Below are 22,310 nucleotides of genomic sequence, written 5' to 3' on the forward strand. Positions count from 1 at the left end.
ATCTTTCCGGGGATCTTCCCCGAGATCCTACATAAGCCACCTAAACGAGAAGTATTGAATCTTTCCGTCTACCGGGTCTCTATAAGCGAGTATGAAGTGTTTCCTCACGGAATGCGAAAGTCTCCCAGCCCTTATGATCTGTATAGGGTCAAGCTTGTCGTTATACTTCAAGACATCCACCAAGAAGATCGAGTGGTCAATGCCGGGACCGAACTGGTACACGGCAAACGTGGAACCGAATTTCATTCCCGACTTCACTACGTAGCCTCTTCCCCTCAGGTCCTTGTAAACAGCATAAGCGTCGTAGAAGTTTTCATAGATTCTGGATGCAAGCTCGAAAAGCTCCGAGGGAGAAACAGGGCTCCCGTCCTCTCTTTTAAGGTCTAGGCAGCCCTGTTCCAGAAGGTACATTGCGTCGAAAAGAGACAGTTCTAGCTCTTTGCGTACGTCTGGGAGCTTCGGCTTGGGCACCGTGAAGAAGCGTCCGTAGAAACCTCCTTTGAAGTACAACTGGTTTCCTTGAAGAGGATCCAGTACTACCACCCTCGTTCCGAGGAGGACTGCCTCTATCTTCGTGCACTCCGAGGGAGGCTTTCCATGCATACAGTGTCCCGTGTGCATGTCGGGGTCTGTGTCTCTGAAATACTTTGCGATCAAAGATACTTACTTCGCCTCTGCGCATTAGTATGCTACACTAGGAGACCGGGCGCCGCTTCTTCCATGGTCTTATCGCGTGCGAACCACTTGCCCGCTCATGTGACTAAGAATTGCGCGACGAAAGCTTTTTCTTCATGCACAGTAAAACTCTATGTGACAACAAAAACAAAGGTTAACACTAAGTTAGTTCTATGGGAAGAGGTCGTCGAATGGTGCAGGTCTTTAGCTGAAAAAGTGAAGTCCTCGGGGTTTACGCCGGACATTGTGGTGGCGATAGCTAGGGGTGGGTACGTCCCGGCGAGGCTTCTCTGCGACTTTCTAGACGTGCACGACCTAGCAAGCATTCAGGTTCTGCACTGGGGGAGAGCTGCGGAGATAACCTCGGTGGCGCACGTCAAGTATCCTTACCAGCTCAACCTCTCGGGGAAGAGGGTTTTGCTCGTAGACGATATAGTGGATACCGGGGACTCAGTAATCGTGGCTAGGGATTACATACTCTCCAACTGGAAGCCTGCAGAGCTTAAAATCGCGGCTATGCAGTGGATCTCTCCCGTAGCTAAGATAAAGCCCGACTTTTACGTGGAAGAGGTGAAAGAGTGGGTCTGGTACCAGTACCCGTGGACACGCGCAGAGGACACTACCAACTTCCTCGAGAAGATAGTATCCGAAGGGCGGAAAACAGGTAAAACCGAGTGGACTTTCGAGGAACTGGTCTCGGAGTTCAGAGAGATCTACGGGATAGACGTCGGCGAGAAGTACTACCGGTTAGCGCTGAACAGGTTGGTGGAGATGGGATTGCTGGAAAAGAAAGGGGAGAGGTATATAGCGAGGTAAAGTTTCTTTCTCTCTGCCCGGTTATGCAAGGCGTCACAGTGCTCGTTGATCACGGTGTCGTTGTACAGGGCGGCAGAGCCACCGTTGTATTTGACCCCACGAGAACGCCCGCCCTAAAGCCGAGCGTAGTCATAGTATCCCACGCGCACAGTGATCACTACTCGCTTAGAGCGCTAAGGTCGCTCCCCAACACCCCGATAGTTATGAGCAGAGCCACCAGGGAAATCATAGACCCCTCCCTCAGGCTTCGGAATGTCGTATACATCGAGGACGGAGAGGAGGTGGAAGTAGAGGGTGTTCGCATAGATGCGTTTAGCTCGGGGCATATAGTTGGAAGCCTACAATTCTTAATCGAGCTCGAAGGTAAGCGGATCGTGTTCACGGGGGATTTCAACCTCGAGAAAAGGCTTGTCCTAAAACCGGCCAGCGTGGTGAGAGCAGACGTGGTCATAATCGATGGGACCTACGGTTCCCCTGAGTACGTCTTCCCCCCGAGAACAGAGCTGTACCGTGGACTAGTAGAATTCGTGAAGAGCAGGATGGAGGAGGGGACTCCCGTACTCCTTAAAGGTAGGAGGGTGGGAGTAGCCCAGGAGTTGACGGCACTGATGTACATGTCAATGGATGTCGTTCCGCTGGTGGAGGAGAGCGTGGCGTCCGTGAATAGGGTTTATGAGAAGTACGGAGAATGGCTCGGAAAATACGCTCCGTGGGTGGGCAGTATTCCGGAGCGTGCAGGGCCTGTGATCACGCACCTTGCCTCTAGGCACGATGCCAGGCTACCACACTGCCTCTGCACGGGGTGGGCCGTTAAGGGGGGTGGTTTCCCACTGTCGTCCCATGCAGACTTCTCGCAGATAGTGAGGTACGTAAGGGATAGCGGCGCCGAGGTTGCCATACCGTTCTGCGGCTATAGAAGCGAGTTGGCAGAGTCCTTAAAGAGGCTTTTAGGAGTCGAGGCTTACGCGGAAAGAGAGGTGACGATCACCTGAAGTTCAGTAGCCTGGCCTTTCCGTTGAGAACCATGTAGACAGCGAGGAAGAGGGGGACCTCCAGTTTTCCCTCTTCCACCTTTTCAAGACTGTAGTAGAGAACTTTTCTCGGAGGCTTCTCTATGGCAACCTGCACCTTTTCATCCGGAAATACTATCGCTCTCTTTAGAATGGAGTCTGAGTCGAGGTTTTCGAGCTCGTTTACGCTCATCGAGAAGACCTTTAGCCCTGTTTTCCCGTGGAGGCTTCCAGGTAGTCTTATGAGTCTTTTTGTGTCTATCGTGACCTTTTCGTCGACTTTTACGGAAAGCTCGGAGACGGCCTCCTTTATCGTCTTTTCCCACTGCTCGTACTCCATGGAGAGGGATTCCAGCTCTCCATTCTCGCCAGCTTGGAGGAGCCTCAGCAATAGGTACTTCGCGATTCTCCCCGCCCACCCCGGCGAGGTGGCAGAGTACTTGTACGTGTACAGACTTTTCCCGGCGGGCTTCAGGTAGAGTTTCACGTCTATGCCTATGCCTCTCACGTAGTCGGTGATCTCTCTTCTTGCGTCCTGGTCTAGGTCTTTTACAGCTTCGCTTTCAACGTGTAGGTGGAACCCCCTGTGTCCGGAGAAAGCTACTCGCATCTCTGCTCTATCGAACCCGAAGTCGTCTTCCAGGATCTCGACGAGCTTGATCATTTCCTCTCTGGCTACGTTGATGCAAGTACTACATACCCACTTGCTCCACTCGAGCCGCTCGCTACCGCAGGAGGGGCATTTCTTCGTGAATCCCCAGCCCTCCGCACCGCAGTCCTGGCAACGCCAGCGATCGTGGAGGTCCTTGCAAGGGGTGGGGATGTGGTCTACATCGATATCGAAGACTAGGTCTGCGCCGAGCCACCCTTTCTCCCCCATTTCCTGGGCTGAGGGGTACTGGTAGTACGCGGAGGAGTAGTATGCGTGCTGGGGGACGTTTACGCGGATGTAGTCGTCGAGCTCTTCTCGGGTACTGAAGGATAGATGCCTAATCATCGAGGTTGAATTAAACATTGAGAACGCGAACTCCCTCTTTGAGAGCTCTGATGGAGCCTCCACACTGGTTCTCGCGTAGTACCGGGCGAAAAGCCCCCGAATCAGTGCCATGTCGGACTTAGCTGAGCTCTGTGACGCGCGGTGCACGCCCCCTCGCCGCTTTAAAGAAAAACTGTAACGGGTGCCTTATGTTTTCGCATCTCCACCTGCAGAGACCGTAAGACCTCATGTTATCACACTTGTATGGGAGGTACTTAGTCCTGGAGCCGCGCATACCGGCTATGTGTTCCACTTGGTACCGGGCGATATCCTCCCGGTAGTCCGGCGAAAGCTTGAACACCTCCAGTACCTCGTCAACAGAGAACCCAACGCTTAGAAGGAAAGATGCAAGCGCAAACCTGGCGCTGTGAGGAAGGTTTTTCCCAGCCGAGATGTCCTGGATTATCGCGCGAATGCAGGGGGGAAAGAGGTCCTCCCTTTTACCCTTAGAGGCGTTCCTCGCATACGTTAACAGCTCCTCGCGTTGCTTAGACCAAATGCTGGCTATCTCTTCTACTGCGCTGTAAAGCTTAGGAGGTATCCTTGCCTCATCGACCTTAGTTTGCTCAATAAGCCTTAACACGTACTTTTTCACCCCGGTTTCTATGAGCCTCAGGAAACTCTCTTTTCGAACCTCCACGTAACCTTTATCCAGCAACCTGTTCACGAGCTTCCATTCCCCGGTGTACTCTGGGACCCCAGAGAGGTAGTCCTTGTATCTCAACCTGATCAACGTTCCTTTTTCGTCTACGTCGAAGGACCATCCGAGAACAGAGCTAGCTATGTGGAAAGCTATCTCGATGCGTTCCTCCTTCTCTTCCTCTTTCAGGTTTTCACTCACTTTTTTAGAGAATGCTACGGCGAATCTTTCGCTCAGTGCGCTGTCGCCGATCTCGGAGAGAATAACTATGCATGTTAGAAAAGCAGGGACTTCGTTTTGGTAGTCGTCGATGGAAGGGTATTCGCCGCGCGTTATTACACTTTTTATTTTCTCTTTCGCGTCGTCTACCGCGTCGAACCTCTCTAGATCTTCAAGCGTTAACCCAGTCTCCCTGATGCTTTCTACAGCCTCTCTCAGGAAAGGGTATTTAGCGTAGTCCTTTGTATCTAATATAACTCTGATCGTGTGTGCGCTGGAGCTTGGCCACATGATTAGGGCTCCTACTCCATTCTAGGAGCTAAAAGGTACTTCAGTGTACCTCCGCCGGCTATGTCGAACGTCATTTCGAGAGGCATGTTCGTGGCAAAGCGCAGGCCGAGTATATCGCTGATCCTGTACGCCTTCGACACTATCTTATCCAGGAAGTCTATCCCGTAGCTCGCCTCTGCCGCCTCTTTAACGTCTATCTCGACGAGGCTTCCCGTCTCTATGGAGAAGCGGCTCTCTATCTCTCCTTTATCGCTTCTGGCCAGTAGCCACAGCGACTCGTCTTCTGCTTTGAGCTTAACGGACTCCGAGACGAGCGACGCGTCCTTTAACGCGTCCCTAAAAGTATCGCTCAGCATTTTAGCGGCTACTGTGAAGTTAAGCTTCGGTGATGGTAGCTCTTGCCCAGCTATATCTATCAACGGGAACTTAAACCTTCTCTCGGCTCTCCCGGATAGCGTTATGATCAGCCTGCCCTGGGATACCTCGAAGGATATTTTGTCGTCGCTTTTAGCCCTTTTGAGGACCTTGTCGATATCGTCTAGGACGGCGCTTATCTTCGTCTCCTGGTCTACCGAGTACTCTTCGAAGAGGTTCGAGGGTATGAAGAGGTCGACCATGGCGATACGTCCGGGGTCGAGCGCCCTCAGCTTCAGTCCCTCGGGCGATGCGACGAAGTTTGCCTCGTCGACTATTGTTGCAAGGCTCTCTATTATGTACTTCCATTCACGGGCATCAGGAAATACGAATTTCACCATTTTTCCACCAACCTTACAAGCATCAGGCTACATTAAAACCTATCATTAAGAATTGCCTGGTTTGAGCCAGTATAGAAGTTTTAAAGCTATGAGGTAGCTGTCTTCTTACGTCTAGGCGTACTCCCGGTAAACCTTCCTGCACTTTGTGCATATATAGAACCTAGTTGCAGGCTCGTCCCCAGCGCGTGTCTGTAGCTCGTAGACGTATGCTTTGTCGTTTCCGCAGTTCTCGCATTTAAAGCTAACAACGGGTAGCACTGATACGTCGACGTCTACGAGCGTGACTACATCCTTCGGAGTTCTCTCAATCCTATGAGAGACTCTGTACGTCCCCGGGTTGCTCTTCTCCACTATGTAGCCGCACCGAGAGCAGCGGAGTACCTTCTTCCCGTTCACCACGCTCGGTACCATTAGCCCGCCACACTTAGGGCAAAACTCCATGGAAAACCGCCTGAGTGATTCTCCGGGAGATGCAGCTATTTTAAGCTTTTGTTCCTCGAGAACCCGACGACGGACAAGTGTTAAACGCCTATACGCATGCGGGCACGGAGATAGCCGTCGATGAAAGCTGCGACGACGCTTTTCACGGCCTCAACGTCGAGGGGGTAAGTATTCACTACAAGGTCAGCTACTGTGTAATCGCGTATGTCCAAGTTGTAGTACCTTCTCGCTCTCTCATAGTTGCTCTTTTCTCTGATCTTTATCTCTTCGAGAGCCTTCTCCAGCGGTATGGACTCCCTCTGCGCTATTCTACGAGCCCGAACCTCTAGCGGGGCGTCAAAGATCACTTTCACGTCCGCTATGTCTTTTAGGAGCCAGACGGCTAGGTGCCCCTCTATGACGACGTTCCCCTTTTTAGCCTCCTCGATGGCCCTAGAGTCTACGGCTCTATCTATGTCTTCGTTTTCCTCGGCCATCGAGTGAAGCCGGATAAGGTCTACTCCAAGTTTTTTCGCCATTTCTCGGAATAGAGAGCCGCTTGAGACGTATCTCAGATTGTATCTTTCGGCGATAAACCGGGCATACGTGGTCTTTCCGCTCCCAGGAGTCCCGCTTACCGCTACTACTAGCCGGAGGGTCTCCATAGGGATTGGATGATATGCGCGATAAAAAGTTTGATGCGTGCTCGCGCGCGAAAAATATATAGCCTTACTTTTTAGCCCTCAATCAGCCAGGGTGGTGAGGGTCATGCCTCGCCCCGCGCTCAGGTCGAGAAGCAAGAAGAGGAAGCTTGTGAGGACACCCGGTGGGAGGCTAGCTCTCCACGTGATAGATAAAAAACACGATTACCCAAAGTGTGCTATCTGCGGTCGGCCCATACAAGGAGTACCAAAGCTTACCAGTAGGCTTGAGCGGAGAGGAGTACGCATGCCCACGAGGCCTTACGGTGGCTATCTTTGCCACGAGTGTTTAAGGAAGGGAATTAAGCTATCTGTTTGGATGTCTGCATCTAAACAGGAGTAGGTGGCAAACAACCCTTTATATAGCGTATACTTTTTGATCATTGCTATTGAGGCGCGTTGAGGATGAGTAGCGAGGGGGTAATCGAGGGCTGGGTTTCCAACGTGAAAATTTTAGGAAAGATAGCGTTCATAGAGGTAATAGATGGCCTGAACCTTTCCCCGATAACCGTAGTCGTGAGGAAGGACTCGGGGAGCGTTGACTGGAGCAAGGTTTCGGCGGTCAAGCTGGGCTCGGCTATCAGAGTGAAAGGGGTGTACCCGGAGAAGGTTGTAAGCAAGAAAGGTAGAGAGATACACGCCGATGAGATTGAAATTCTCGCAGAGCCTAGAGACCTCCCGCCAATAGACGTAACCGGTAAGACCCCTGCAAGTTTCGAGGATTACATTAACTACCGCTATCTAGCGCTACGCCTGCCAAGGGTGCGCGCCGCTTTTCTCGCCAGGAGCTTGATAGTCAACGAGATTAGGAGTTTCTTCTCGGAGAGAGGCTTTCTCGAAGTTCACACCCCAAAGATAGTGAAAGCCGGCGCAGAGGGAGGAGCAACGCTCTTCGAGGTAGATTACTTCGGAGTAAAGGCTTACCTGGCTCAAAGCCCGCAGCTCTACAAGCAGATGCTCATGTGCGGTGTTCCCAGGGTCTTCGAGATAGGACCTTTCTTCCGGGCGGAGAAGTTCAGCACGACACGCCACCTGAACGAGAGCTGGGGGCTCGACGTCGAGATGGGGTTCATCAAGGGAATGGAGGACGTACTGGAGGTGCTTTCTCAACTCGTGGTTCACCTGTCGCATAAGCTTAACGAAAGGCTTGGGGACGCGTTGCGGGGCCTAGGCTACAACGTTATTAAGCCGGTGACAAGCGTCCGTGTTTTAACGTACGATGAGGCTCTCGAAGTACTTAACTCTCTGGGCTTCAACCTAAAGTGGGGGGAGGACTTTGACCCTAAGGCCGAGAAGTCTTTGGGCGACTATCTAGAGGAGAAAGGTGTCCAGGCTTACTTTATAGTGGATTACCCGTGGGAGTCGAAGCCTTTCTACATAATGAAGAAAGACGAGAAAAGGGGCTACGCGTTCGACCTTGATATCCGCGGTATAGAGGTAGCATCTGGGGGGCAGAGGGAGCATCGCTACGAGGTTCTCCGCCAAAACCTCCTGGAGAAGGGGCTCAACCCTGAAGATTTCAGCTTCTACCTAGAGGCCTTCAAGTACGGAATGCCTCCTCACGGTGGCTTCGGACTGGGTATAGACAGGCTCGTAATGACGTTTCTCGGAGTTCAGAACATAAGGGAAACAGTGCTATTTCCGAGGGACCGCTTCAGGCTAGTGCCGTAGTATGGTCACAGAAAAGTCTCTCGAACTGCATGCTCGAAGGGCTATCGCGGAGAAGAGGGTAAAACTCGTGAAGATCAAGGGAGCATACGGCGCTAGCGAGCTTTTCCTCGTGGAGAGCACGGATAGGAAAAAGGTGTATGTAGTAATCCCGGGAGTGTATTGCTCCTGCCCGGATTTCCTATTCCACGTACACCTGGAGAGGAGCAGGAAGAAGTGCTACCACATGGTTGCAGTTGAGTTGGCTATACGCGAGAAGAAATACGTGGAGGAGGAAATAGAAGAGGACCGGCTGACCGAGCTTGTAGTGAAATCCTTCTTGGAATAGCCGCGCCCCTCAAGAACTCCCTGAAGAGCTTGCGTCGCGCGCGTAATGCTCTTAATAGGCTACTTCGGTATAGCTTTAGAAACAAGGATGGACGAGTATAGCTGGCACGAAACTCCCCCGGAGGAAATCCTTATCGAGGAGATACTCAGACATAAGAGGAACCTTACTCGGGAGGATCTCGAAAGGTTGATAAGAGAAAAGATAGAGGATTTCGGGGGCGTGATAAAGCGCGAAGCCGCAGTTTACCTACTAGCAAAGGAGATGGGGATAAACTTCCTGAGAGAATTCCTGCCTGCATCTCTCACCGCTTTAAGGGTCAGGGACCTAGCCGTAGGCCTTAGAAACGTTGACGTGGAGGGGGTAGTGGTTTCCATGTACCCTCTCAGCGTTACTTCCGGCGGGAAGCAGTACCTACGCTTTGCGCTGGCGGATAGAGAGGCTATTATATGGTCGGTGGCGTGGGGAGAGAAGGCTTTGGAGCTTTCCGGCATGTTAACAGTCGGCAAAAAGGTGCTCGTGAAAGCAGTATCGGTGAAGAAGTACAGGGAGAAGAACGAGCTCATCATAGATAAGAACTCGAGCGTAGAAGTCTTGGGAGACGTTAGCTTCGACGAGTTACTAAGAATCGCGAAAACGCACTCCCTAAGGCTTCACGCGTTAAGCGTTGTCCACGTAGCCAAGGAATCCGGGCGGATTTTCCTCTACGGGTTCGACGAGGAGTGCAACCCTGCGGTAGCCGTACTCCCTGTCTTGGACAGGTTTTCCTTGGAAATAACTCCGGGGAGCACATTGTTGCTCGACAACTGCGGGAGGAGCACTGTAGGTGAGTACAACTACCTGGTGTGCAGGGAAAACTCAAACGTGCTCAAGGTTCAACGACGAGATGGGTGTAGCGATACGCATGCTTCACGCTTCTACCTAGAAGGATACGTTCTGGGCTTCGAAATTTTCCGTAGAGAGGGTGGAAGGGTGTACCTCCTTGTAAACGGTAAGCCTGAACCCTTGGTGCTATTCAGGGATTCCCTATTAAGCTCTCTCGCTGCGCTTTCGGCGAGAAAAGCAAGGATCTGGGGGCTGCGAAGAACAGACGGAACTCTTCGCGAAGCCCCTTTTACCCAGGTGGAAGCTCTCGGAGAACAGTTGCAACTTCAGGTTGTTAAAGGCAAGAAGCTCCTGGAGTGTAGCGGCCTGCTTGAAGCAACGCTTACTCTTGTCAGTGCGGATCTAAGGTTTAGATGCATAGATGGTAGACCTCTCTATACAGTCTACCTCGTGTTCGACGATGGCACGGCTACGATTAGAGCTGTATCGAACTCGCCGCAGATACTCGAAGAGGTCTATGAGCTCCAGGAAAGCGACCTCTGCGAACTGGAAAGCTCTGTCATCGAGAAGATAAAGACTTACCGTGTAGAGAGAATCGGCGGGCTCGAGTACGCCACAAAGATTTTTGTAAACAAGTTTTCTCCGAAAACTGGATTCGTGTTTTCGCTACGCTCTCTAGGATGATGAGAGGAGCTTTATTCCTAGTTTCGCGCGCCCTCGCTCAATGGCGACTCGGTGGCGCTGACGACCGCCTTCCTGGGAGACGACGGGCTCAAGTACTTTCTAAGGCTTAGATGGCTCTACTTCAGGGCTGGACAGGAGCACATCTACTTGCCGACGGAGAGCCCTGTTTTCAATGCCCGCTTAGCGGTCGAGCTTGCCTCTGAGTACGTTAAGTTCATCTCGTTGGCGATGAAGTGTCCAAAGATTAAACACTTCCTCTTCGTCGGCTTCGGAGCACCAGGCAAGAGGAGTAAGAAAAACGGGCAGAAGAACAACCCGTTCTACGCCGAGGTGGCAGGGGCGCAACTACACCTTGTTTACATTTCTACGAAGAACCACGTCTACGCCCGTATTGTGGTCAACGACACGCCTCAAGGCTGGTACGAGAAGGCAATCGAGGAGGGCTGGGTTGTGCGTACAATTAGTATGGGTGACAGGGAGTACTACCAGGTTACACACGCCTCTTTGATGGAGCACGCCCGTTACGACGCGGCTCTGCGTGAAACATTGATAGCCTTCGCGAAGGCGAAAGCCGAGCAGTACCCCAAGGCGCAGAGCCTCGTAGAACGCCTCGAAAAGCTGGGAAACCAAGACAGCTAAAGCGGAAAACCGCCAAGAAAAAGGCGCCCCGCCCCCCGCAGGGTTTATAACGTCAGAAAAAGTTGTTAAGCTGAGTTTAGATGGGCAGAAGGAGGAAAAAGCGTGCTCGTAGAGTGGTCGTAGTTAAACGCAAGCTACCTACGGTCTTCCAATGCCCGAGATGTGGAGCCTCTGCCGTTGGTGTCTCAGTTAAGAAGGGGGGACGGGAAAACTACGTAGTTGTATCCTGCTCTAATTGCGGGTTGAAGGCTAGGTACGATTATGTTGAGTACCTAGAGCCGGTAGACTATTTTAGCCGTTTCCTGGACGACTATGAGGCTGGAAAAATTCCTTTAGAGGGATCCGTGAGTGGGGGATCTGATGAGGGGGCGAGTGAAGAACTACATACTGGAGAAGATTAGAGAGCATGGAGCTATCCACATGACTCTCATAGACCCTGAGAAAACTACCCCAGAGGTAGCGGCGAGGATAGCCCGCGAGGTCGCCGAGGCAGGGACTTCGGCGATCATGGTCGGCGGAAGCATCGGCGTAAGCGAGGCAATGACGGACGAAGTTGTGCTAGCGATCAAGCGGTCCACCGAGGTCCCGGTAATCCTGTTTCCCGGCTCTCCCACGGCTCTCAGCAGGCACGCGGACGCCGTATGGTTCCTGTCCGTGTTGAACTCCCAGAATCCGTATTTTATCACCGGTGCTCAGATGCAGGGAGCCCCCATAGTTAAGCGGTACGGCCTAGAGGTTCTTCCACTGGGCTACATAATAGTGGGCGAAGGGGGCGCAGTCTCCATAGTGAGCTACACTAGGCCGTTACCCTTCGCTAAGCCTGAGGTCGTGGCTGCCTATGCCCTGGCAGCGGAGTACATGGGCTTCCAGTTCGTGTACCTTGAAGGAGGCTCTGGGGGAGAGCCTGTACCGCCGAAAATCGTGAAAATGGTCAAGGGTGTCACTACGCTTCCGCTCATTGTCGGCGGAGGCATAAGGTCTCCTGAAGTTGCAAAGGAACTTGCCAAGGCAGGCGCCGACATAATCGTTACTGGAACAATAGTGGAGGAATCCGAGAACATTAGGGAAACAATAGGCAGGATAGTGCGTGCCACCAGAGAGGGCGCCTTGGAGAGATCCAGGGAGTGAAGACACTCTGAGTTGACTGCTCCACTTTGCTATCTTTCTTCCGCCGCGCGTTATCCAGCTGCTCAGAGCACACCTGCATGGGCCAGGAGGACTAGTATTACTAACAGGAATGTTCCGGCTATCACAAGTTCTGGTCTAACCTTTATTCCACCTATATCTTCCTCGTAGAATGTGAGCAGACCGGCGGCAGGTAGCGCTGTGGGCTTTCTTTCCTTGCCACCTTCCTTCTTCTCCCCAGACTTCTTCTCCTTGCTAGACATACCATTGTACACTATCGTGCGGGCAAAAATACTTAACGATGCGCAGAACAGCGGCGCGCTTTTACAGGGGGTACTGCTACTCGCGCGCTTACTTTGATAACATTATAGATTGCCGGTCGCGCGTGAAGTTGCATTGTCTCAACACGCACAGAAAAAGCGCGTGGAAAAGGAGAAGGAAAAAGAGTGTTTTAGGTTTACTCTTTTGCTAGCTTTTCGATGGCTTTGATCGTTGCCTGGGCTACCCCGAGGACGGGGTAGTAGACGGTGACCTTGCCTACGCGCGTGTGCGCCGCAAGAGCAGAGACGAAGACCGCGAAGAGCTCCCAGGACTCGCTGTTCGAGCATGTGAGCGAGGACCCAGAACTCTGGGAGGCTCTCTATGCGTTCGCTAAGGCGGAGGTTAAGCCGGTTGCGGAGAAGCTATTCGAGGGATTGCTGAAAATACGCCTGCTGGGGGCACTAGAAAAGAGGTAAGACCAACAGAGAAAGACACCCCCGGTCCCCTCCTCCGCTACGAGCATAACTAGTTGCAGCATCGCGCGAGCGCATGTGCCGATAGGTAAAAAAAGGTTCTCATAACGATTGGTAAGTGTTCGAAATGCATGCGCGTGTAAAGGCTTTCCTAAGGCTTTCCAGGATAGAGCACGGAGTAATGTCAGGCTTGGCCGTTATAGCTGGGGCTTTGTCCACACAAGTGTTTGTAGCCGACAAGGCAGTGCTTGCTGCACTATCGGCATTCTTCGCCGAAACGTCGCTCTTCGCCTTTAACGACGTCTTTAACGTGGAGGAGGACAAGGTGAATAACCCTACGAGACCCATAGTCGCTGGTGAGATTTCGCTCCGAGAGGCTCTTCTCTTTGCCATCGCCACAGGAATAATGTCGGTCGTATTCGCGTCTGCAATTGGCCCGTTCCCCCTAGCGGTCATAGCCTTAGCCCTCGGGCTCGGAATACTTTACGATGCCATGTTGAAGAGGCACGGCTTCCTGGGAAACCTTATAGTCGCGGGGCTGACGGCGTTTACATTCCCGTTCGGCGCAATAGCGGTGACGGCTTCTCCAACAGAGAAATCACTTCTCTTCTTTGCAGTAGCTTTTCTGGCAAACGTTGGCAGAGAAATCGTAAAGGGTATCAGGGACCTCGAGGGGGACATGAAGGCGGGTATCTGCACGTTGCCATGTGAAGTAGGAGAAAAGCCTGCCGGCGTCATCGCCGCTGCCTTCATGTCGCTGGCTGTTGTCCTCAGTTTTTCGGGTCTAGCGTTTGTAAGCTTAAAGCACCTCTACCTCGCGCTTATACTGGTAACGGACGTCATCTTCGCTTATTCGGCAGCTGTGATGGCTCTTAAGGCGGACAGGCACCACGCGGAGGTTGCGAGAAGAATAACGTTGCCGGCAATGCTCCTAGCAATAGTAGCGTTCACGTTGCCGTAGTTCACGCGAATTTCTAGCGAGAGGGTGAGAGTCTTTCTCGAAGAGTCTCGGCAACTCCCAGCGCGAATATACGGTGGGCGTCCCGCATGTGATCGTCAAGCCTCTTGATGGCTTCATCGCCGAGTACTCCGCTTGTAAGCCGCCTTACCCTTTCTTCGTCAATTATCTTCACGACGAGCTTTCCTAAGGGAATATTTCCCAAGTCTGGGAAGTACCGGGCACCGTAACTTCCAGCGAAAACAATAATTCTCTGGAAGTAGTTCGCGAGCTTCGAGATTACATCTATCAGAGTTTCCTGGGGAACCGTGGTCCATACGACTGGCGTGTACTTAACGGCAAATACCACACCGGAGTGTGAGGCACCAGGATCCACGCCGAGCAACACTTCCTCCGATGCTCCCGTCAGGCGTGAATACACGTAAACCGGTATCGCTAGGCCGGCCACCTTCTCGTCTATTAGTTCGCACGGAATCTTCACACTCTCAGATCCCAAAGGGATCAAGGAGAAGTCCCATCCGTAGATAGACACGAGCTTGGCGAGCAAGCTCCTTTTCTCCGAGCACGAAGAGTCGGGTTCAACGGTCACAGGTACTGACTTTGCATGGTATATGTGCTTATAGCCTTGAAGTTTCGCGCCCACCGAGCCAAGATGTTCCATAACACACATAAATTTCTTTTCTCTCTCGGTGTCTTTCCTCAGACGTCTAACGATTTATGGTAGACCTGTGAAAGTAGTTCTCCGGGGTCCATTGAAAGCCTAAGAACAGTGTTGAGGTCTTTATCCCTAACTTCAACTACAAGATTTTCTCCGTTTCTCGAAAGAAAAGTGTACTCGGAGGCGTAAGGTCTAAGTGCGGAGAAAAACCTGGGCTTTGAATCAAGCCCCGGCATAGTCACGATGAGCACTGTACACCGGCTCTTCTCGGCTACTTCGTAGAGCTTCGCGGCCACAAAGGTATTAGCCCTAAGAACTGGGTGAGACTTTCCTAGGGTCAACAGGGGGGATGTGAGCGAGGCGAAGCCGTCGTACACGATAACTGTATTTTCATCGCTGACCTGCTCTAAGCGCAGTAGAGCGGCGACCTCCTCTTTGAAACTTAGTGCTCTGAGAACGAGAAAATCCTTTGAGAAGCTACTAGGGAAATCCAGGAATGCATGCTTCGCTAGCCCAACGTAGACCTTCCTCTCTTTCTTCATGGACTTTGCGAGCAGTAAGGCAAAAGTTGTTTTTAGCGAGCCGGGCTCGCCATATACTACGTGAAGCCCAGACCTAGATAGTATTCGTAGCAACCTTCCGTATTTTTCTCCTCGTGGCGTCGGAGACCCCATGCTACTTGAAGTTTGTGTAGATGAATAGCAACAGGAGCAGCGATACCGCCACTACAGCTACACCGCTCACGAGCGTGAAGTAAAACGCGGAGCGCTGAGGGCTATACTTAGTAGAGTCGTATATGATCAGTAACCCTACGATCGCCATCGCGTATAGGAAGAGGACTATGATCATCTCGGAGACTGTCTGGCCGCCGCCGGACGGGTAAATCAGTTGCACTCCGAGCGAGAAGGGCGGGCGCTCCGAGAGGACGTAGAAAACCCCAGAAGCTATCAAGAGTATCACTGCTAGCAGTGCCGCGGCGAGAACCCTGAAATCTATACCACGCTTCGATACTCTTAGAGCCACGAGTTTCTCCATTCACGAGAGTATAAATTGTTTGCGCAATGCTGGGAGGAGAGGGCCGGGGCGCCTACTCCCTGCCGGTCTTACTCTTTAGTTGTTTCGCCCCCGCGCGCAGGTGCACGCAAAGCTTATGCTTGTGTCTTTTGACCATGTAATGGGGGTTGTGTGCGTGTACATGGTTAGGTGCTCGAAGTGTGGGTATGCGTTCTACAGAGGGGAGAAAATGCCGAACTTGTTCAAGGTCTACTCATCGGTGGGGGGAAAATGCCCCAGATGTGGAAACGCTATTGGCTGGGTTCCTAAAAGTATCAACGTAGTCAAACGCTCGGCGTCCCGAAGAGGCGCTCGAAGCTAACCACGGGCGGATGGGAGAAGTAGAGACCCCCTTTAACAGGTTCACTCGCCAAACGCGCGCGGCGCGCGAAAGAAAGAGATATATTTGGCGTGGTATAGCGGTTTTTACAGCGAATATGCGGGTGTAGGGCGTGGCGAGAGGCGAGAAGGTTGTTGGAAAGCTGGTATCTGCCTTGGAGTTTCTAGGCAGCCCGAAGGTTGTCGTCGCTGTTCTCCTACTTATGTCGTTCACAGTAACGTTGCTTGCAAGGCTCACACCCATGCATTGGGGCGTGTATCTCAACGAGTTCGACCCTTACTACGAGTACTACCTTTCTGAGCAGTTACTCGCACACGGCAACGGCAACTACTTCGCAGGGGTTGCGTGGTGGTATCACTGGTGGTTCGAAAACCCCAAACCTAGAGACACGCTTTTCTGGGCTCCGGAAGGGAGAGACCTTAGAGGGACAAGCCAACCTGGACCAGCGTTCTTTAGCGCTGGTGTCTATACTCTCTTGAGGACTCTCGGCTTCGACGTTTCGCTGTACTACGTCCACGCTTTCCTAGTACCCTTTGTAGCGTCACTAGCGGTGTTCACGGCCTACTTGCTGGGGAGCGAGCTAAAGGACTACAGAGCGGGCGTGCTAGCGTCCGTACTCATAGCTCTAAGCTGGGCGTACATGTACAGAACGAATCTAGGCGCGAAGCACGAGGCGATAGCCATTCCATTCATGTTGCTTGGTTTTTACCTGTTCCTTAAAGGCTACAAGAAAAAGTCGCTACTACTGTCGATACTGGCCGGGCTCTCCCTCGGAGTAGTAGTTCTCGCGTGGGGAGCCTACGTTTACCCGTGGAACCTACTGGCGCTCGTCGTCCTCTTCTGGCTATTCTTCCACCCGGACGATACCGCGATAGCCAGGTCGTACGTAGCAACAAACCTTGTGGTAACATTCTTCGTGGCTACGACGCCCAGGTTCGGCCCCTCCGTAGCGTTCATGTCTTTCTTGGGCTTCCTGCCGCTAGTGGCCACCCTAGCTTCGATACTGGTAATCTTCGGCATAAGGGTTCCCTCGAGTAGCCTTGGGGCCAAGAAGACACGTAGGACTTTACTCGTACTTCTCGTCGTCTTGCTCGTAGTTTTCGCCTTGGGGACTTACCTCGGAGTGTTCCGGGGGCTTGCCGGCAGAATAATGGCTGTAGTCATGCCCCTTGTACGCGAGCCTGGCGTTACCACGGTGGCCGAGCACCAGGTTCCCACGTGGAACCAGCTCTTCGACGACTTCCAGACCTCGCTTATATTCGCGTTTTTCGCAGGCTACCTCTACTTCCTTAAGTCGAAGGATGACTTCAACAGCGCCTTTATCTCGCTCTTCATAGCTACGGCGGTGTACTTCTCCGCCTCCATAGTTAGGCTTCTTCTACTCCTCTCCCCCGCCGTCGCGATTGCAGGGTCTCTCGGTCTCGTCGAAATACTGGATAGGCTGGCACTACCTGCGGAGAGAAGCTACGACAAGAGACACAGAGGAGCCTCCACCCAGACAACGCGCCACCTAGCGATCCTGATAGCGGTAATCCTGTTGCTCCTCTTCTCCCCGTCTATACTCGCCTCAAAAATACCGCTGAACTCCCACCAACCACCACTCATACTCACGTCTTCCGTGCCCCTAGTGCGGTACGACTACGAGTACATGGACTGGCTGTCCGCCCTTCAGTGGATATCCGAGAACGTGCCTAGGGATGCGACGATAGCGACCTGGTGGGATTACGGGTACTGGATAAGCGTGAACACGGGAAGGAAGACTACGTGTGACAACGCTACTATAGACACGAAGCAGATACAGAAGATAGCTAAGGCCTTTATGAGCGACGAAGACACCGCGCTAAGGATATTCAAGGAGCTGAACGTCTCCTACGTCGTAGTGTTCGAGCCTCTCCAACAGCTACAGCTCTCGAACGGCCTCACGGTATGGTTCTCGATGATGCACCCCGCGCTCGGCGGAGACATAGCTAAATCTCCGCAAATGCTCAAGTGGATCGGGCTCAGCGCTAACGACTACATATACGGGTATAACAACGGATCTTTCGCCTACCTGCAACAAGGGGGCTACACGCTCTACCTGATACTTCCAGCCAACACCCCGCAAGCGCTCAACGCGACGCTCTACAGGATGGTATACACGAGAAACCATAAGCAGCAAGTATTCATCTTTGACCCCTTCCTCTACCAGCTCTTCGGGCTCCAGGGATACAAAGGACCCACGTACACGTTCGCCCCCCTCAAGAACTTCGAGCTCGTATACGTGTCAGAGCCAAACGGGTGGGTAAAAGTTTTCAGGGTCAAGGGGTAGACGCTTTCGCGTTACCTTGTAGTAGCTGAAGCTTGATTTTTCGCCTATACTCGCCGTACTTGTCATCAGGAGAAAACTTCGCCGGGTGCGGAGTTTTCACGGGGCCACCGCAGTACGGGCATTTATCTTGTCTGAGTGTGTATAGCCCGCACTTCTCGCACCTTCTCAGTATTCCTCGAGACATGCGGGGCACCTGTCTCATGTCTCTAGGCGTTTATAGCTAAAGCTGCACCCGTTCTTTTTTGCTGCCTGCTCCATTACTGATATTATTTCGGCCAGGATTTTCTCTCCTTCCTTGTAGCTCTGTGCCTCAATGTCGAGCTTGTACCTAGGGGACCCGAGCGTGTACACCCTTACGCTGGCATCTCGGGGGATGCTTACCACGTTTTCCCACTCCGTGAGGGTGGACTTTACGCCCTCTATTCCCTTCGAGAGGCACTGGAGGTTTATAAGCGCAGAGAGCTTAACCTTCTTGGGCTTGATACCCTGTCTTGCTAGTTCTGCGAGCACCTTCGCCCACTGTTTACTGACTCCTGCCTCAAGCAATGCCTCTTCTCCGCGCGCACTTGCCTCCTCTAGCCCCCTGAATATCTCTCCATAGTGATCCTCAAGCTTCCATCCTGCTTCCCTGTAGGCATCGTCCAACGTTTTGTTAAGCTTTGAAGCAGCCATTTCCAGTATCTTCTCCGCCCTCTGTGCGCGCTTCCACTCTATGATCTTCTCCCTCCTTTCCTTCTCGGAAACTCTTCTAAGAGATACGTCTACGAGCTTCTTGTTCCTGTCTACCCTGATAACTTTTAAGACGTATTTCCGCCCTACCTTCAAAACATCTCGTATATTTTTAAACCAGGAGTGGCTGACCTCTCCTAGAGGTATGTATGCCTTTAGCCCTCCAAACTCATCGAGAGAGACGAACGCTCCGTGATCCTGAATATCGATTACCGTCCCGACTACCAGCTCGTTTAGGCTCGGCACATCCTCCCTTCTGCGCACCATAAGACATCCTAGAGTTCTAGGAAGTATACTATAAAAAGATGTTGGAGTACAATGGCTCGCGTGCGAGAGGAGAATTAACGCGTGCTGGAAGTATAGCGTTACGGAGAAATCAGCTCTCTATAGGACCTCGAGTATCTCGGCTATTATCAGCGCTTTGCCACCTGTAGGCTCTACTAGTATTTTACCGCACTTAGGACACTTGACCTTCGTTGACGCGTGGCTATACGTTACAAGGATATTGCCGCAGTCTGGGCATCGGATCTTGAGAAACTTGCTTCGTGGTTGTGGGATAAGGGCCTTGCGCTCGTGCCCCACGCTTACTTCACCTTTTCTACTATTTCAAGCTTCTTCAGTCTGATACCTTCCTTGTGATACGTATAGCCGCAGACCTTGCACTTAAGCTTTAGAACCTGCTTCTTGGTCACTTTAGCAGTTCTCTTCTGTTCGGGCTTACGCTTCGAACCGTAACCTTTCTGCTTCCTAAGATAGCGTCTTTGCCCCTCGGCAAGGGTTCTTCTCTTCCCAGCCTTGTAAAGCGTTACTTCATGCTCTGTGTAAGTTTTGCACCGCGGACAGTAGGTGCGGATAACGCTTGGAACTTTCATTTCACTTCACCGAGCCCACCCCTCTTCTATGAAATTACATTATAAACCTTACGCATGCGAGAGACAAGCTTCGAGAGAACCTTGGCAGCCTTGTACCTGTTTAGCCTGGGCGCTATATCTCTTTGAAGCCTAAAATAAGGATCTTGATCGCGCGCGGTAGCGCGTGTTTACAAACCAGGGAAAAAGGAGAAAAAGGAGTTTTTTACGCTAGCCCTAGCTCTCTCAGCTCCTCAACGCCCTCCTCAAGCTCGCGCTCCAGCTCTTCGTCTTCCTCGACTCGCGGGGTCGCGCTTCCCACGGAGGTTAAAAACTCTTCGATTGCGTCCAACGCCTCTACTAGGCGCGCCTCGTACAGCCCGTCGCCCTTAAGAGTGCTCGCCAAAAGCCGCGAAAGCGCGCCTATCGTTCGCACGGTAACTCTCGGGTCGCTCATGCTCGGTCAACCCTCATTACCTCTTTCAACGCGGAAAAAACGGGAGAAAGCTCCCACGTTTACAAACGCAGGCAATAAATCCCAAAATCCACTATTAACATAGCAATCGGGCTCGCGGCCGAAAAGTGAAGCCGCGTCTACACCCCGGGAGGCGACACAGGCAAAGCCCCCGGGAGAGGCGCTCAACAGGTGAACCCCGCGGCCCAAAAATGAGCAATGACCCCAGACAGCCCGGCCGCGGGAGGACGGGGGAGGAGGGGGCCGAGGCGCAAGCAAAGACTAGGCCTGGGGGAGAAACCCTGCAATCCCCTGCCGCTAAAATTGAATTTTTTTCCCGCGTGTCTAACCCAACCCTCCCATCATTGGGGGCCCTCCCCGACAGGGAGGGGTTCAATGAGCCCCGCGCGCGGGGAGGCCCGGCGCGGGGCGAGGGAGGCGTAGCCCGCGGGGAGCCCCGGGGTTACGCCTCTCCGGGGCCCAGTGAGCGCCCCGGGGTGGGGAGGCCCTCCCGGGCGCGAGGGGAGCGCTTGGCCGCGGGGAGGCCCGGGCCAGGCGCTCTAGACACGCGGGGGCGGCGGGGGAGGCGGGGCTCTGGGGCCCCAGCCCCGGGCTGGGGCGTCTCTCCCCGGTTGGGGAGAGACCGGCCTAGGGGCCGATTCGTGAAGCCCGACACGATGAGCCGAAAGGTGACGGTCGCCCCTAGTAAACGACGCCGGCCTTCCCGGGGGGCCGGGCAAAGGCGGGCGAGGCCTTGGCCCCAGCGGGCCCGCCCGAGAAAGCAATCACTTCGAAGCACTCACCGCTCACGCCTCCCTCCCGCCACGCTGACCCCTGATAGCGCGCCCTCGCGGGGCGCCCCACCCGCCACGTGGAGGGTGGGTGATATGAGTGAGGCCTTGATGAGGGGAAATGGAGCCGTGGGGGAGGGGGTCGAGAAGACTGTTAGGGAGGAGGTTTGGAGGCGTGCGGCTCTAAGCTTGTATGCCACCAGGACAGAGGATAAGAGGAGGTCCAGGGGTAAGAAGAAGAAGGGCGAGATACACTACCGCGGCCTGCACGATGCTGTGACCGAGGTCGACTGGGACTTTACCAGGTTCGCGGCACACGCGCTGACCGTCGTGCCGGACGACGTCTACCCGAGGTTTTACAGGTTCATCGACATCGACGCGAGGAAGTACCTCTTGCTGAACAGCGACGAGAGGCCACGCGAAGGAAGCGCTGTGACGGAGCTCAAAGGAAGGTTGCAAGCAATAGTCGACGCCGGCGCCGACGGTCTTAGAGCTGAGAAGCATGGCAGAGTCTGGCACGTATACATACCTAGAGAGAACTGGTATGTCGTCGTGAGCAAGCCCACTAACGGCTGGTCCGTGCACGTACCGCTGAAGGGTTACTGGGTTGAATCAGAGTTCCCGGAGGTTCTCGTGAGGACACCACCAGACGTGCTTAGAAGCCTGCAGAAAGGGTGGGTCTTAACGGATGTGACACCCCCTCGTGGACGCTTCAGCGACGTGAGTTTCGCCACGACGCAACCGTGGCAACTCCCCAGTACGCTCGCAAGCTTTCCGAGCGACGATATCAAGCTCGGCGTCACGGCGGGCATACTCGGCAGTACCAGGCTGAGCATCCAGTGGCACGCGCGTGTCTACGGCTACGAGGAGGCGCTCTCCTGGGCTTCAAGGCTTATCGGCGAAGTTAAACGTGCAGAGTTCCGCAGGTTGGTCGAGGAGTGCAAAGCGCTCAACGGCGACCCAGTGGCTCTTTTCACTGGCTTCTTGGGGGACGGCGGGCTCGAATACTTTCTAAGGCTTAGATGGCTCTACTTCAAGGTTGGACACGAGCTTCTCTACTTGCCGGCGGAGAGCGCCATTGTCAATGCTCGCTTGGCCGTGGAGAGGGCAAGCGAGTACGTGCGCTTTGTCTCGCTGGTAACTAAGTGTCCGAAGGTCAAACACTTCCTATACGTCGGCTACGGGATGCTGCAGAAGAGGGGCAGGAAAAACGGACAGAGAAATAACACGTTCTATGCCGAGGTAGCGGGAGCTAGGCTACACCTAGTCTACATCTCTACGAAGAACCACGTCTACGCCCGTATCGCGGTCGAAGCTGTGCCTCAAGGCTGGGTGGAGGAGGCGCGCGCTCAAGGCTGGGACGTCCGGGTGGTTAACATGGGAGGCAGGGAGTACTACCAGGTGACTCACAGTTCTCTCTTTGAACACGCGCGTAGCGACACAGAGCTACGCGCAACACTCCTCGCCTTCGCGAAGCACAAGGCTGAGCAGTACCCCAAGGCGCAGAGCCTCGTAGAACGCCTCGAAAAACTGGGGACAGAAGACTAAAGAGTAAGACCGGCAGGGAAAGGCGCCCGGCCCCCTCCCCTTAGCTTGTCCTGAGTAAGG

General features: G+C 53.3%; 28 protein-coding genes. 13 read left to right on the top strand and 15 right to left on the bottom strand.

Annotation, left to right across the window (positions count from 1 at the left end; genetic code table 11):
- Positions 1-27: 27 nt before the first annotated feature.
- Positions 28-657, bottom strand: coding sequence for a tRNA-intron lyase (gene endA / locus TPEN_RS03225; RefSeq protein WP_245534181.1), 630 nt, complete (start codon positions 655-657; stop codon positions 28-30).
- 63 nt (positions 658-720) lie between these two features.
- On the opposite strand from endA, the gene TPEN_RS03230 reads away from it, so the two are divergent.
- Together TPEN_RS03230 and TPEN_RS03235 are read left to right on the top strand one after the other, a co-directional pair.
- On the top strand, positions 721-1,491 hold the full coding sequence (locus TPEN_RS03230) for a phosphoribosyltransferase (protein ID WP_011752289.1): 771 nt from the start codon (positions 721-723) through the stop codon (positions 1,489-1,491).
- A gap of 23 nt (positions 1,492-1,514) precedes the next feature.
- Entirely contained in the window at positions 1,515-2,483 is a 969-nt protein-coding gene (locus tag TPEN_RS03235) for an MBL fold metallo-hydrolase (protein ID WP_052885084.1), read from the top strand.
- Here the strand turns inward: TPEN_RS03235 and TPEN_RS03240 are convergent.
- The 5 genes from TPEN_RS03240 to cmk all read right to left on the bottom strand — a co-directional run bounded on the left by TPEN_RS03240 (position 2,476) and on the right by cmk (position 6,527).
- A complete protein-coding gene (locus TPEN_RS03240) occupies positions 2,476-3,561 on the bottom strand; it encodes a DNA primase small subunit domain-containing protein (protein WP_052885085.1) in 1,086 nt (361 codons plus the stop codon). The genes TPEN_RS03235 and TPEN_RS03240 overlap by 8 nt on opposite strands.
- 55 nt (positions 3,562-3,616) lie before the next feature.
- Complete coding sequence (locus TPEN_RS03245; protein WP_011752292.1) at positions 3,617-4,687, bottom strand: DNA primase large subunit; 1,071 nt, start codon at positions 4,685-4,687, stop codon at positions 3,617-3,619.
- A gap of 11 nt (positions 4,688-4,698) precedes the next feature.
- Positions 4,699-5,442, bottom strand: coding sequence for a proliferating cell nuclear antigen (pcna) (gene pcn / locus TPEN_RS03250; RefSeq protein WP_011752293.1), 744 nt, complete (start codon positions 5,440-5,442; stop codon positions 4,699-4,701).
- A gap of 111 nt (positions 5,443-5,553) precedes the next feature.
- Positions 5,554-5,883 carry a transcription factor S gene (locus TPEN_RS03255; RefSeq protein WP_011752294.1) on the bottom strand — a complete coding sequence of 110 codons (330 nt, stop codon included), beginning with the start codon at positions 5,881-5,883 and terminating at the stop codon, positions 5,554-5,556.
- Between the two features lie 80 nt (positions 5,884-5,963).
- Positions 5,964-6,527, bottom strand: a complete 564-nt coding sequence (gene cmk / locus TPEN_RS03260; protein ID WP_011752295.1) for a (d)CMP kinase — start codon at positions 6,525-6,527, stop codon at positions 5,964-5,966.
- A gap of 103 nt (positions 6,528-6,630) precedes the next feature.
- Between cmk and TPEN_RS10175 the strand changes: the two genes are divergently transcribed.
- The 7 genes from TPEN_RS10175 (at position 6,631) to TPEN_RS03285 (ending at position 11,832) form a co-directional block, all read left to right on the top strand.
- A complete protein-coding gene (locus TPEN_RS10175; RefSeq protein WP_011752296.1) occupies positions 6,631-6,906 on the top strand; it encodes an eL34 family ribosomal protein in 276 nt (91 codons plus the stop codon).
- Between the two features lie 62 nt (positions 6,907-6,968).
- Entirely contained in the window at positions 6,969-8,234 is a 1,266-nt protein-coding gene (gene aspS / locus TPEN_RS03265) for an aspartate--tRNA(Asn) ligase (RefSeq protein ID WP_011752297.1), read from the top strand.
- A gap of 1 nt (position 8,235) precedes the next feature.
- Positions 8,236-8,559: an SWIM zinc finger family protein gene (locus TPEN_RS03270; protein ID WP_011752298.1), complete on the top strand. Its 324-nt coding sequence runs from the start codon at positions 8,236-8,238 to the stop codon at positions 8,557-8,559.
- Positions 8,560-8,646: 87 nt separating this feature from the next.
- A complete protein-coding gene (locus TPEN_RS03275; protein ID WP_052885087.1) occupies positions 8,647-10,065 on the top strand; it encodes a hypothetical protein in 1,419 nt (472 codons plus the stop codon).
- 51 nt (positions 10,066-10,116) lie between these two features.
- A complete protein-coding gene (locus TPEN_RS03280; RefSeq protein WP_011752300.1) occupies positions 10,117-10,704 on the top strand; it encodes a hypothetical protein in 588 nt (195 codons plus the stop codon).
- Positions 10,705-10,784: 80 nt separating this feature from the next.
- Positions 10,785-11,105: a transcription elongation factor Elf1 gene (locus tag TPEN_RS09770; RefSeq protein ID WP_011753501.1), complete on the top strand. Its 321-nt coding sequence runs from the start codon at positions 10,785-10,787 to the stop codon at positions 11,103-11,105.
- Positions 11,065-11,832, top strand: coding sequence for a phosphoglycerol geranylgeranyltransferase (locus TPEN_RS03285; protein ID WP_011752301.1), 768 nt, complete (start codon positions 11,065-11,067; stop codon positions 11,830-11,832). The genes TPEN_RS09770 and TPEN_RS03285 overlap by 41 nt, the downstream gene beginning before the upstream one ends.
- Before the next feature lie 62 nt (positions 11,833-11,894).
- On the opposite strand, the gene TPEN_RS03290 is transcribed toward TPEN_RS03285, so the two are convergent.
- Complete coding sequence (locus tag TPEN_RS03290) at positions 11,895-12,092, bottom strand: preprotein translocase subunit Sec61beta (protein WP_011752302.1); 198 nt, start codon at positions 12,090-12,092, stop codon at positions 11,895-11,897.
- Positions 12,093-12,356: 264 nt separating this feature from the next.
- On the opposite strand from TPEN_RS03290, the gene TPEN_RS03295 reads away from it, so the two are divergent.
- Both TPEN_RS03295 and TPEN_RS03300 read left to right on the top strand, forming a co-directional pair.
- A complete protein-coding gene (locus tag TPEN_RS03295; protein WP_011752303.1) occupies positions 12,357-12,566 on the top strand; it encodes a hypothetical protein in 210 nt (69 codons plus the stop codon).
- A 124-nt stretch (positions 12,567-12,690) separates the two neighbouring features.
- Complete coding sequence (locus TPEN_RS03300) at positions 12,691-13,524, top strand: UbiA family prenyltransferase (RefSeq protein ID WP_011752304.1); 834 nt, start codon at positions 12,691-12,693, stop codon at positions 13,522-13,524.
- Positions 13,525-13,537: 13 nt separating this feature from the next.
- Here the strand turns inward: TPEN_RS03300 and TPEN_RS03305 are convergent, their stop codons facing one another.
- From TPEN_RS03305 to TPEN_RS03315, 3 genes are all read right to left on the bottom strand, one after another.
- On the bottom strand, positions 13,538-14,164 hold the full coding sequence (locus TPEN_RS03305) for a hypothetical protein (RefSeq protein WP_052885090.1): 627 nt from the start codon (positions 14,162-14,164) through the stop codon (positions 13,538-13,540).
- A gap of 56 nt (positions 14,165-14,220) precedes the next feature.
- A complete protein-coding gene (locus TPEN_RS03310) occupies positions 14,221-14,721 on the bottom strand; it encodes a hypothetical protein (protein ID WP_052885091.1) in 501 nt (166 codons plus the stop codon).
- A 133-nt stretch (positions 14,722-14,854) separates the two neighbouring features.
- Positions 14,855-15,202 (bottom strand): hypothetical protein, encoded by a 348-nt coding sequence (locus tag TPEN_RS03315; protein ID WP_011752307.1) that lies wholly within the window; start codon positions 15,200-15,202, stop codon positions 14,855-14,857.
- A gap of 482 nt (positions 15,203-15,684) precedes the next feature.
- On the opposite strand from TPEN_RS03315, the gene TPEN_RS03320 reads away from it, so the two are divergent.
- Entirely contained in the window at positions 15,685-17,880 is a 2,196-nt protein-coding gene (locus tag TPEN_RS03320) for an STT3 domain-containing protein (protein WP_011752308.1), read from the top strand.
- Here the strand turns inward: TPEN_RS03320 and TPEN_RS09775 are convergent.
- From TPEN_RS09775 to TPEN_RS03335, 5 genes are all read right to left on the bottom strand, one after another.
- Positions 17,870-18,064, bottom strand: coding sequence for an RNA-protein complex protein Nop10 (locus TPEN_RS09775; protein ID WP_011753500.1), 195 nt, complete (start codon positions 18,062-18,064; stop codon positions 17,870-17,872). The two genes, TPEN_RS03320 and TPEN_RS09775, sit on opposite strands and share 11 nt — an antisense overlap.
- Before the next feature lie 14 nt (positions 18,065-18,078).
- Complete coding sequence (locus TPEN_RS03325; protein ID WP_011752309.1) at positions 18,079-18,876, bottom strand: translation initiation factor IF-2 subunit alpha; 798 nt, start codon at positions 18,874-18,876, stop codon at positions 18,079-18,081.
- Between the two features lie 117 nt (positions 18,877-18,993).
- Positions 18,994-19,191: a 30S ribosomal protein S27e gene (locus TPEN_RS09780; RefSeq protein WP_011752310.1), complete on the bottom strand. Its 198-nt coding sequence runs from the start codon at positions 19,189-19,191 to the stop codon at positions 18,994-18,996.
- Positions 19,192-19,193: 2 nt separating this feature from the next.
- Positions 19,194-19,481: a 50S ribosomal protein L44e gene (locus TPEN_RS03330; RefSeq protein ID WP_011752311.1), complete on the bottom strand. Its 288-nt coding sequence runs from the start codon at positions 19,479-19,481 to the stop codon at positions 19,194-19,196.
- 202 nt (positions 19,482-19,683) lie between these two features.
- Positions 19,684-19,914 carry a hypothetical protein gene (locus tag TPEN_RS03335; RefSeq protein ID WP_011752312.1) on the bottom strand — a complete coding sequence of 77 codons (231 nt, stop codon included), beginning with the start codon at positions 19,912-19,914 and terminating at the stop codon, positions 19,684-19,686.
- Between the two features lie 884 nt (positions 19,915-20,798).
- On the opposite strand from TPEN_RS03335, the gene TPEN_RS03340 reads away from it, so the two are divergent.
- Positions 20,799-22,250 (top strand): hypothetical protein, encoded by a 1,452-nt coding sequence (locus TPEN_RS03340; protein WP_245534183.1) that lies wholly within the window; start codon positions 20,799-20,801, stop codon positions 22,248-22,250.
- The last annotated feature ends 60 nt before the right edge of the window (positions 22,251-22,310 follow it).

This window comes from Thermofilum pendens Hrk 5, from assembly GCF_000015225.1.
GTDB lineage: Archaea > Thermoproteota > Thermoprotei > Thermofilales > Thermofilaceae > Thermofilum > Thermofilum pendens.

Coding starts and splice junctions, on each gene's coding strand:
- TPEN_RS03270 (WP_011752298.1), top strand. CDS start 8,236: ATGGTCACAGAAAAGTCTCTCGAACTGCATGCTCGAAGGGCTATCGCG.
- TPEN_RS03235 (WP_052885084.1), top strand. CDS start 1,515: ATGCAAGGCGTCACAGTGCTCGTTGATCACGGTGTCGTTGTACAGGGC.
- TPEN_RS03340 (WP_245534183.1), top strand. CDS start 20,799: ATGAGTGAGGCCTTGATGAGGGGAAATGGAGCCGTGGGGGAGGGGGTC.
- pcn (WP_011752293.1), bottom strand. CDS start 5,442: ATGGTGAAATTCGTATTTCCTGATGCCCGTGAATGGAAGTACATAATA.
- TPEN_RS03275 (WP_052885087.1), top strand. CDS start 8,647: ATGGACGAGTATAGCTGGCACGAAACTCCCCCGGAGGAAATCCTTATC.
- aspS (WP_011752297.1), top strand. CDS start 6,969: ATGAGTAGCGAGGGGGTAATCGAGGGCTGGGTTTCCAACGTGAAAATT.
- TPEN_RS09775 (WP_011753500.1), bottom strand. CDS start 18,064: ATGTCTCGAGGAATACTGAGAAGGTGCGAGAAGTGCGGGCTATACACA.
- TPEN_RS03245 (WP_011752292.1), bottom strand. CDS start 4,687: ATGTGGCCAAGCTCCAGCGCACACACGATCAGAGTTATATTAGATACA.
- TPEN_RS03335 (WP_011752312.1), bottom strand. CDS start 19,914: ATGAGCGACCCGAGAGTTACCGTGCGAACGATAGGCGCGCTTTCGCGG.
- TPEN_RS03330 (WP_011752311.1), bottom strand. CDS start 19,481: ATGAAAGTTCCAAGCGTTATCCGCACCTACTGTCCGCGGTGCAAAACT.
- TPEN_RS03310 (WP_052885091.1), bottom strand. CDS start 14,721: ATGAAGAAAGAGAGGAAGGTCTACGTTGGGCTAGCGAAGCATGCATTC.
- TPEN_RS03290 (WP_011752302.1), bottom strand. CDS start 12,092: ATGTCTAGCAAGGAGAAGAAGTCTGGGGAGAAGAAGGAAGGTGGCAAG.
- TPEN_RS03325 (WP_011752309.1), bottom strand. CDS start 18,876: ATGGTGCGCAGAAGGGAGGATGTGCCGAGCCTAAACGAGCTGGTAGTC.
- TPEN_RS03285 (WP_011752301.1), top strand. CDS start 11,065: ATGAGGGGGCGAGTGAAGAACTACATACTGGAGAAGATTAGAGAGCAT.
- cmk (WP_011752295.1), bottom strand. CDS start 6,527: ATGGAGACCCTCCGGCTAGTAGTAGCGGTAAGCGGGACTCCTGGGAGC.
- TPEN_RS03300 (WP_011752304.1), top strand. CDS start 12,691: ATGCATGCGCGTGTAAAGGCTTTCCTAAGGCTTTCCAGGATAGAGCAC.
- TPEN_RS03255 (WP_011752294.1), bottom strand. CDS start 5,883: ATGGAGTTTTGCCCTAAGTGTGGCGGGCTAATGGTACCGAGCGTGGTG.
- TPEN_RS09770 (WP_011753501.1), top strand. CDS start 10,785: ATGGGCAGAAGGAGGAAAAAGCGTGCTCGTAGAGTGGTCGTAGTTAAA.
- TPEN_RS10175 (WP_011752296.1), top strand. CDS start 6,631: ATGCCTCGCCCCGCGCTCAGGTCGAGAAGCAAGAAGAGGAAGCTTGTG.
- TPEN_RS03230 (WP_011752289.1), top strand. CDS start 721: ATGGTCTTATCGCGTGCGAACCACTTGCCCGCTCATGTGACTAAGAAT.